The following is a 7,400-nucleotide window of genomic DNA, read 5'->3' on the forward strand; positions in this document are numbered from 1 at the left end:
AGCAAATCAGCACACCAATGTTCCAAGTATCGAAACAATTTAATCGAACAAGATCATCGATTCATTAAACGACACCGGGTGCGGTCAGCAAGTTTCCAAAGCATCCGAACCGCTAGTGCAACACTCAACGGCATTGAAGTCATCCATGCATTACGCAAGAAAACCCGACGAGAGCTAAGCCTCATCGGGTTTTCAGCCGTAGACGAATTAAAAGCGATGGTGCCAGCATAACCTACAACACCCTATCAACAACTAGGTAAAAGGCACACTCTCAGACTATTTGCACCAGAGCCTTTTATATTTTTTCAGGAAACAGCAGCAAAATCAGTCCGCTTCAAGGCGTGTTCAGATTACTGCCGATATTTCCGTGGGCTCGCTCCCACCGCCCGCTTGAACGCTTTCGAGAATGTAAACGCATCCTTGTAACCCACCCGAGCGGCCACCTCATCCACCGCATTATCAGTCGTGCGCAAGAGCTGTTTCGCCTCGTCCATCCGCATCTGGGTTAAATATTGCTGCGGACTCATCCCGACAAACCGGCGAAAAAGAGTGTACAGATAGGTCCGGGACACATGCAGTGCGGTGCAGACGTCGGTGACATTGCAGCGCCGCGGGTAATTCTGGCGCATAAAAGCGACGGCCTGGTTCATTGTGGCGGTGGCGCCGACCCGTTCCTGCGCCCCTTTCCCCGGAAATTCCGTTAACAGGGTATAAAACATTGCGTACAGCTGGCTCTGGACCTGCAGCTCATTGGCCAAAGTTGCCGCCCGCCCGCTGTGCAGGCCCTGAAACAACGCCGCGAACTGCTCCTGGAAGGCACTGCCGTCAACGTGCCGGAGCCAATACTTATCCGCTAATCCGCTGCGGTCGAACAACTCCCCCAAATGCATGCCGGTCAGCCCAATCCATTCGTAGGCCCACGGGTCTTCCCCATCGGCCTGGTAAAAGCAGGGTACAGATTGCGGCAGCAAAAAGCAATCCCCCGCTCCCAGCGCCACGGATTTGTGGCCGGCACTGGCGAACCGGCCCTTCCCGGAAACAATGTAATGGAGTACGTAGCTGTCCCGCACGTTGTTTCCCCCGAACGCATAGTTAGGGCGGGTCTGCTCTCGACCATAAAAAACAACGTTACAGTCTACATGTTCAATATCGACCCGCTTGTATTTAAACTCCATTCGGCTTCCTCCTAATATATCTGTCAAAATGTTCACTTATCATTATGCCATGGAATAGGCCGGCACCGCCATGTTTTTCACTGCGCATAATCCGTACACTAAGCAGTGTAGAAAACGGTTTCACGAAACAGGAGGATTTTTCATGGCAGACTTGATTGCATTTGACGCAAAAACGCAGGTATTCCATTTGCATAACCAGCAGATCAGCTACATATTCGCCATCGAAGACGGCGGTGTGCTCGGCCACTTGTACTTTGGCCAAGCGGTCGCCGGTTACCACGGTGAACGGCACTACCCCCGCAAGGATCGCGGCTTCGCCGGCAACTTGCCGGTGGCCGATCCGGAACGCGGCTTTTCGTTAGACACTCTGCCCCAAGAAATCAGCAGTCGCGGCGAAGCAGACTTTCGCATTCCAGCCTTCGTGATTTGTCAGGCCGATGGTGCCCAAGCCAGTCGTTTTATCTATGCGAGTCACCGAATCGTCCCGGGCAAACCCAAACTGCCCGGTCTGCCTGCCGCTTATGTGGAATCACCCGATGAAGCGGCTACCTTGATCGTGACCGTTGTGGACCAGCCTAGCCGCTTACAGGCTGACCTGTACTACACCATTTACCGCGACCGGGCGGTCATTGCCCGCTCCGTGTGCTTCCGTAATCCGGCTGATCAGCCCGCCGTCACTTTGGAACAGGCTGCGTCGGTCCAACTCGACTTCCCCGCCGGCGACTACCGCGTGCTATCGCTCCCCGGCGCCCACGCCAACGAACGTCATCTCCAGAAAGAAGTCGTTGGTTACGGAATCAAACAGTTTGCCAGCACCCGCGGCACCACCAGCCACCAAATGAACAACTTCATCGCCCTCACCGCCCCGGATGCTGATGAATTCCACGGCGATGTATATGGCATCGACTTAGTTTATTCCGGCAACCACGCCCTCACGGTAGAGAAAGATCAAATCGATCAAGTCCGAGTCGTCGCCGGTATCAATCCCGCTGGTTTCACCTGGAAACTGGCCGGCGGCGCTGAATTCCAGACGCCGGAAGCCCTCCTCGTTTATTCCCACCAAGGGCTGAACGCCATGAGCCAGACTTACCACCGCCTGATTCGGGAACGCGTGGTCCGCGGCCGCTACCGCGACCAGGAACGGCCGATCCTCGTCAATAACTGGGAGGCCACCTACTTCGATTTTAATGAAGCAAAATTGCGGCCTATCGTGGATGCCGCCAAGAAACTGGGCATCGAAATGTTTGTCTTGGATGACGGCTGGTTTGGCCACCGGGACGATGACACCACCTCTCTGGGCGACTGGGTCGTGGACAGTCACAAGTTCCCGCTGGGCTTGAAGCATTTCGCCGATTACGTACATAACCAAGGTCTGAAATTCGGTCTTTGGGTCGAACCAGAGATGATTTCCAAGGATTCTGACCTCTATCGCGCCCACCCTGATTATTTGTTAGCGGTACCAGGACGAGCACCATCGCCGAGCCGCTTCCAATATGTGCTAGATTTAAGTAGGGAGGATGTACGCGCCAATATTGCCGGCCAGCTTTCTGACTTGCTTGATCAGGGTTACATCGACTACATCAAGTGGGACATGAACCGGCATCTGAGCGACATCTATTCCCACGCTTTGCCGGCTGCCCGTCAAGGAGAAGTGCTCCACCGCTATACACTGGGGCTCTACGCGTTGCTGGAAGAAATGACCACCAAGTACCCTGACGTATTGTGGGAAGGTTGTTCCGGTGGCGGCGGCCGGATTGATACTGGCTTTGCTTACTACATGCCGCAATCCTGGACCAGCGACAACACCGATGCCATTTCACGCTTAGGCATCCAATATGGTACGTCTCTGGTCTACCCGCCCAACACCTTCACCGCGCACGTGTCGGTCAGTCCAAACGAACAGACTGGCCGCAGCACGTCGCTGGCGACGCGGGGCAACGTGGCGATGAGTGCTGTGTTCGGGTACGAACTGGACCTCACCAAGCTGACGAAAACAGAACAGAAACAAGTCGCGGCCCAAGTCGCCGTGTACAAGCAGATCCGCCCGCTGATCCAATTCGGCCATTTTCTCCGGCTGGAAAGCGGCAATGATTATGCCTGGATGTTTGTTTCTGCCGACCAGAACGAAGCGCTGCTGTTTACGTTCCAACTGCTGAACAACGGCCAGCCGGCGTTCCATATCGTGAAAATGGCCGGACTGGATCCGGTAAAGCAGTATGAAGACACTGCCACCCACACCGTTTATGGCGGCGACGAGCTGATGCACATGGGGTTATATCAGCCCTTGCAGCGGCAGGACTTCACGACACACCAGTATCATTTCAAAGCGATCAATTAAGAGGAGTGGGAGATTATGAAGCATTGGTTGACAAAGATCCTCGGCATCAGCCTGTTAGCCGCCAGTACCACCTTGCTGCTTAGCGCTTGCGGCAGCAACCAGAACAGCAGTAACGGGACAACCACCATCGAGTTCTTCAACCAGAAGAAGGAAATGTCCACGACCTTGCAGCAAATTGTGACGGACTTCGAGAAGAAGAATCCGAAGATCAAGGTCAAAGTCACGAACGTCCCTAACCCGGGCGATGTATTGAAGACCCGGGTGCTTGCTGGTGATGTGCCCGATGTCATTAACATCTATCCGCAAAACATCGATTACCGGGAATGGGCGAAAGCCGGCTATTTCGAAGATATGACGAAGGCCCCTTACTTAAAGAACATCAAAAACAATTACGCCCAGCAATTCGCCATTAACGGCAAGGTCTATAACGCACCGCTGACTGCCAACGTGTACGGGTTCTTTTACAACAAAACCGCCTTTGCCAAAATGGGGCTGAAAGTCCCAGAAACTTGGGCTGAATTCGAAGCCCTCGTTAAACAGATTCGTGAGCAAGGTAAGACGCCCTTTGCTCTCGCCGGGACTGAAGGCTGGACACTGAACGGTTATCATCAGTTGGCCCTGGCCACCGTTGCCGGCAGTGCGAAGAAAGCCAATCAAGTTCTGCGGTTCAGTCCGGTCAACGGCATCAAAGCCAGCAACCCGGTCATGCAGCAGGATTTCAACCGGCTTGATCTGCTGCACAAGAACAACGCCGCTCAGAATAACTGGCGCGGGGCCAGCTACAACGACGCCGTCGTGGCCTTCACCAAGGGCGATGCCCTGATCATGCCCAACGGCTCCTGGGCCTATCCGGTTATTCAGCAGCAGAAACCCAAGTTTAAGGTCGGCACCTTTGCCTTCCCGGGTAAAGAAAAGGGTGAAAGCCTCACCGTGGGTTCCGGCGACTTGGCCCTGTCCATTTCATCCAGTTCCAAACACAAAGCCGCGGCTGAAAAGTTCGTGGCCTACATGACTACGCCCCAAGCGATGCAGAAATATTATGATGTTGATGGGTCGCCATGTTCTGTCATCGGTGTCAAGCAGGCGGGCATCAATTCGCCGCTGGGCGGCATCACCAAATACGCCTTTACCAAGCATCAATTCGTTTGGATGGCCCAGGATTGGACCAGTGAGAATGATTTCTTCACACTGACCACCAACTACCTGTTGAACGGCAGCAAGTCGGATTTGGTGCACGCGTTGAACGCCTTCTTCAATCCGATGAAGGCCAGCAATTAAGGAGGGGGAAAACAACATGCGTTTACAGAAATTTATCAGTAAATATTGGGGTTGGTTGTTTCTGATCGTCCCCGTCCTATTGCAGCTCATTTTCTTCTATGTGCCGCTGATTCAGGGGGCGTTCTACAGTTTTACCGACTGGACCGGGCTGACGTATAACTTCCACCTAGTCGGTTTCAATAACTACAAGATCCTCGCCACCGACCCGAAGTTCATGAAGGCCATTGGTTTCACCATCATCTTGACGCTGGCCATGATCATTGGCGAAATCGGTTTGGGCATTCTGTTTGCCCGGGTCCTAAACGCCAAGTTCCACGGCCAAACGTTCTTCCGGGCCTGGTTCTTCTTCCCGGCCGTCCTGTCCGGGCTGACTGTCTCCTTGATTTTCAAGCAGATTTTCAACTACGGCTTGCCGGCAATCGGCTCGTTCTTTGGTATCAAAGCGCTGGAAACCAGTTTGCTGGGCACCGCTGGCGGCGCCATCGTGGCCGTGGTCTTCGTCATGATCTGGCAAGGGGTGGCCATGCCCATCGTTATTTTCTTAGCCGGGTTGCAGAGCATTCCCGAAGAAATCAAGGAAGCCGCCCGTATTGACGGGGCCAACGACACTACGATATTCTGGAAGATCGAACTGCCCTACCTGCTGCCGAGTATCTCCATCGTCTTCATCATGGCGCTAAAAGGCGGGCTGACGGCCTTCGATCAGATTTTCGCCTTGACGTCCGGCGGTCCCAGCGACGCCACCACGTCCTTGGGCCTGCTGGTTTACAACTACGCCTTTAAGAACAACCAGTACGGCTACGCCAACGCCATTGCCCTGGTGCTGTTCATCTTGATCGCCATCATTTCGCTAATTCAGATCAAGGTATCCCAGAAGTTCCAGATCGATTAGGAGGATCGTCATGCAAACAGAAAAGAAAACACGCAACATTGGCAAATATATCCTGTTAACCGTCGGCGGCATCCTCATTCTGATCCCGCTGCTGGTCACCGTCTTCAGTTCCTTCAAGACCACGAAGGACATCATGGGGAATTTCTTCTCCTTCCCCAATCCCGGTACACTGGATAACTACCGGCGGCTGTTGGCCGACGGCATTGGCGGTTACTTCTGGAACTCCACGGTGATCACCGTCATCTCCGTTCTGCTGGTCATGTTCTTCGTGCCCATGGCTGCCTACTCCATTGCCCGGAACATTTCGAAGAAACGAGCGTTCAGCCTGATGTACAGCTTCCTGATTCTCGGGATCTTCGTGCCCTTCCAAGTCATCATGATTCCCATTACCGTCATGATGAGCAAGCTGGGCTTGGCCAACATGTGGGGGTTAATGCTGCTGTACCTAACTTACGCGGTACCGCAGACATTGTTCCTCTACGTGGGGTTCATTAAGATGGGCGTGCCCGAGAGTCTGGATGAAGCCGCCGAAATTGACGGTGCCAGCAAGATCACGACCTATTTCAAGATCGTCTTCCCGATGCTGAAACCGATGCACGCGACAACGCTGATTATGAACGCGTTGTGGTTCTGGAACGACTTCATGCTGCCGTTGTTGATTTTGAACAAGGACTCTAAGATGTGGACGTTGCCGCTTTTTCAATATAACTATCAAGGCCAATTTTTCAACGATTACGGACCCAGTTTCGCATCGTACGTCGTTGGGATCATTACCATCACGATTGTCTATGTCATCTTCCAGAAGAACATTATTGCTGGGATGAGTAACGGAGCAGTAAAGTAAACCATTTCACGACAGTAAAGTACGTCTCAATACGAGGCGTACTTTTTCTGTCTCCCGACCTTTATTGCATGTCATAGACATCTGTTGGTAAAGTTGTACACCTCCAAGTTCCTGTGTGATGAAGAAAGGCAAGCTTAGTCAGACTCACGAGCTTTTTAACCAAACCACCCTGACGATCCCTAATATGAGCCATCCAGAGACCACTAAACCCGGTGATGAACCCGCAACGTCCATCACTGATTCGAACATAATCGTTCAAGCACCAACCTTTTACTTTCTTCGTATTCTTTTTCACTCGTTTTTGAGTAGCGTTCTTTTGCTTTCGCCCCCTGCGTGCCGTTGCTTCATGCAATGATCGTTTTTTCGTCCGAAACTGATCAAACATCACAACTGAGTTTGGCTCTTCAATAATTTGTTGAATTCCACTGATTGCTACAGCATCGCGATAATGTGCTTTTGCCAAACCCAACTTTTTTCGCTGAACCGTTGTGATGTAGCCATAGGTGAAATGCGCCTCAGGAAAAGCGGTAAGCAATCGATTACGCAACATATTCATAATATGTGGCATTTTTAAGCGGTGGTATTGTCTTTTTTTGCTCAAATAGCGCATAAAGAGGGCCGCCGGCTCTATGGTTTCGATCTGTGTGACACTTAGTACATAGTGACTGCTTAAAAATTCTATAATTCAGGCAGTTAAGCTAATATATGCATTATTGCGGTATAATAAATCCATTGGAATTAGCTGCTTTCCTGCATTTTCCTTGCATTTTTTGGGAACCTACTCGGAGGTTATCGTATGGTCTATCGTCACAGCCCGCTTCAATTGTCATTTGAATCCTTTGGTGCCGGTTTAAGTACCCCACTTAGCTCTAA

7 protein-coding genes are annotated in these 7,400 nt (G+C 52.1%); 5 read left to right on the forward strand and 2 right to left on the reverse strand.

What is annotated here, in order from left to right; genetic code table 11:
• Window positions 1-231: DDE-type integrase/transposase/recombinase (locus ACKTSG_RS13020; RefSeq protein WP_407895362.1), on the forward strand; the 231-nt coding region annotated here is incomplete at its 5' end.
• Window positions 232-350: 119 nt separating this feature from the next.
• Here the strand turns inward: ACKTSG_RS13020 and ACKTSG_RS13025 are convergent.
• The gene (locus tag ACKTSG_RS13025) at window positions 351-1,175 is read right to left on the reverse strand and encodes an AraC family transcriptional regulator (protein ID WP_407895363.1); all 825 of its coding nucleotides are present in this window, start codon (window positions 1,173-1,175) and stop codon (window positions 351-353) included.
• Window positions 1,176-1,317: 142 nt separating this feature from the next.
• Between ACKTSG_RS13025 and ACKTSG_RS13030 the strand changes: the two genes are divergently transcribed.
• The 4 genes from ACKTSG_RS13030 to ACKTSG_RS13045 are packed head-to-tail and all read left to right on the forward strand — an operon-like array spanning window position 1,318 to window position 6,527.
• The gene (locus tag ACKTSG_RS13030) at window positions 1,318-3,513 is read left to right on the forward strand and encodes an alpha-galactosidase (protein WP_407895365.1); all 2,196 of its coding nucleotides are present in this window, start codon (window positions 1,318-1,320) and stop codon (window positions 3,511-3,513) included.
• A 15-nt stretch (window positions 3,514-3,528) separates the two neighbouring features.
• Complete coding sequence (locus tag ACKTSG_RS13035; RefSeq protein ID WP_056993410.1) at window positions 3,529-4,791, forward strand: extracellular solute-binding protein; 1,263 nt, start codon at window positions 3,529-3,531, stop codon at window positions 4,789-4,791.
• Between the two features lie 16 nt (window positions 4,792-4,807).
• Window positions 4,808-5,683, forward strand: a complete 876-nt coding sequence (locus ACKTSG_RS13040; RefSeq protein ID WP_027828239.1) for a carbohydrate ABC transporter permease — start codon at window positions 4,808-4,810, stop codon at window positions 5,681-5,683.
• Between the two features lie 10 nt (window positions 5,684-5,693).
• A complete protein-coding gene (locus tag ACKTSG_RS13045) occupies window positions 5,694-6,527 on the forward strand; it encodes a carbohydrate ABC transporter permease (RefSeq protein ID WP_054719172.1) in 834 nt (277 codons plus the stop codon).
• Between the two features lie 61 nt (window positions 6,528-6,588).
• Here the strand turns inward: ACKTSG_RS13045 and ACKTSG_RS13050 are convergent, their stop codons facing one another.
• Window positions 6,589-7,137: a hypothetical protein gene (locus tag ACKTSG_RS13050; protein WP_407895368.1), complete on the reverse strand. Its 549-nt coding sequence runs from the start codon at window positions 7,135-7,137 to the stop codon at window positions 6,589-6,591.
• Window positions 7,138-7,400 lie beyond the last annotated feature (263 nt).

The organism is Lacticaseibacillus salsurae (genome assembly GCF_045862175.1).
Taxonomy (GTDB): Bacteria; Bacillota; Bacilli; order Lactobacillales; family Lactobacillaceae; genus Lacticaseibacillus; species Lacticaseibacillus salsurae.